Below are 2,090 nucleotides of genomic sequence, written 5' to 3'. Positions count from 1 at the left end.
TGTGGAAGAACTGTGAGCGCTTACTCAACACCAGCTTGCAGTTTATTCACCTGGCCTTCCTGGCCCTTCTACTCAAAAGACTTTGAACAGGTTCTTACATTTTCTATACGTTCTTACGTTCGCCTATAGAGAATAAATTTCCGAACGTATGAAAGGGTGGGAAAACTGAAGTTTTTCCCAACCCTACTTTATCCTACACCTGCCGTTCGAACGCCACCCGAACGCCACCGAACGCCACCGAACGCCATACACAAAACACAAGATCAGGCTAATAAATCAGGCTAATAAATCAGGCTAGTTTTCCCCCTTTTATACCCTCTGGAATAGCTGTTTTAGCTTCAGGTAGTTTGCTGGTTATATTGAAAGTATTGCGCTCTGTTTCGGTCAGTGCAATAAGATATGACTTTTTTGTATGGTGGGGTCGTTTGTCTTTCGGTATTTGGATTTCAGCCAACCATTTATCAATTATAAGTTTGTCTATAGCTCGCCCCACCATTTCTGAAGTTCCACCAACCTTCTGTTTACATGCTGTTTTGTTTACTGGTTCACCAACTTCCCACGCTTCTTGAACTGCTGCCAGTATCGCCCTGTCGAGTTCCGCGCTGTGGTTCTCTTTACGTGTCCCACCCCCAGGATTAGCTATTGCCCAGCGAATCATAGTTTGCTGCTTTTCACCCCATTCATCCACAGATTCAGCCGAGCATGTATGATCCTCCAATAAAACTTCAGACCATTCAGGTTCAAAGCGTCGTTTACCGAGCATTATCCAGCGGGCGTCATTTACAGTTTCTTTACCATCTTCCTGAATAATAAAGGCGGTTGCATTAGCATCGGCTTCCCAGGCTGATGCACCCCGTGAGGTTAGATTCTTAACCTCAGATTTAGTCTTGGCAACATGCGCGATTAACCAAACCGGCAAACCATTAAATTGTTGTTTAAACGCAGCAATAGCCTTGCCTGCTTCAGAATTATCATTCTCGTTCTCCAACTCAATAGTGGCTGATTGCGTGTCCAGCACAACTAGAGGGGGTAGATTTACACCATCGGCCCAGCGTGTGTACTTTTTGGTATAAATATCACCAACTAGCACCAGAACCTCAGCTTTCATACGAAGAGCATCTACTAAGTGCAACCGTTCATTCATCTCACTAGCAGTTATACCTAGGTGGCCTATAAGTCCTTGAAGAACTCGCTGTGCCTGTTGCATATCTTCAGTGACGTACATTACATGCCGCCAATGTTTAGGCTTTAGCTCCCAGTCTGGTTTATGAAACCCAGCCACCCCAGCAGCTAGTGGTAACAAGGCCGTTGTCTTACCCACCCCATGCCTACCTGCTATCAGTGTTAGCCCTTCAACCATAAACCCCGGCAGCAGCCAGCGGGGAGTCTGTAGAACCCCGTTCAATGGGATGACTTTAGCCAGTGGGTGACTGACCACATTACCTGCTTCATCAGACACAACACCCAGACTGGCTAGCTCCTTCTGCTGCACATATTCAATTTGCCGTTCTTTCTGGCCATGCTGATCAAGCTCCCCAGCCTCTTCCCTGATCATCCGGGAGTAGTCGCCCCCGTACTCAAGACAACACAGCACATCTGCTGTATCAAGGGAGTGGCCTTCGTGGTTCTCACGTGATAACGGGTCTGTTTCCCCATGATGCGAGTAAACCCGTTCTTTACCATCATCACCCAGCCAAATATGTACGCCTGGGCTGCCTGATTCACTATTGGGCGAGAGCCATTTGCCCATGTCTACATAATCATGTGCTTCCAGTAGTTCACGAATATCATAGTGCCCATTAATCTTGCCAATTATCCCAACATCAAGACCTTCTACCCTTGGCTTGGGGGTGGCTTTTTGGGCATTGTCATCTCTTTCCTCTGACCAGAGTTCATACAGCTCCCTGGCATCTTGTACAAGCTTGCTATCACCGTTAGGGTTGAGCCACTCGCCTTCATGCAGCTGGTTTATAGACTCAAACGGCGCATTGTCAGTGAACCGCCCCGGGTTTTGAGGAGGCTCCACTATCTGAGAAGATGGAGCCATGAACAAATCAAATAAATATTCCCCCGAAGTAAGAGCGCGCGCA

General features: G+C 47.3%; 1 protein-coding gene and 1 pseudogene. One reads left to right on the top strand and one right to left on the bottom strand.

What is annotated here, in order from left to right; all coding sequences use genetic code 11:
• A pseudogene (locus C8R14_RS13195) lies at nt 1-86 on the top strand (IS5/IS1182 family transposase); the annotation flags it as partial.
• Between the two features lie 203 nt (nt 87-289).
• Here C8R14_RS13195 and C8R14_RS13190 read toward each other — a convergent pair.
• Nucleotides 290-2,090 (bottom strand): AAA family ATPase (locus C8R14_RS13190; protein WP_219997565.1); only part of this gene is annotated, 1,801 nt, incomplete at its 5' end.

This window comes from Nitrosomonas eutropha, assembly GCF_003201195.1.
GTDB classification, from domain to species: domain Bacteria; phylum Pseudomonadota; class Gammaproteobacteria; order Burkholderiales; family Nitrosomonadaceae; genus Nitrosomonas; species Nitrosomonas eutropha.
This window is presented reverse-complemented; position numbering and strand designations above follow the sequence as displayed.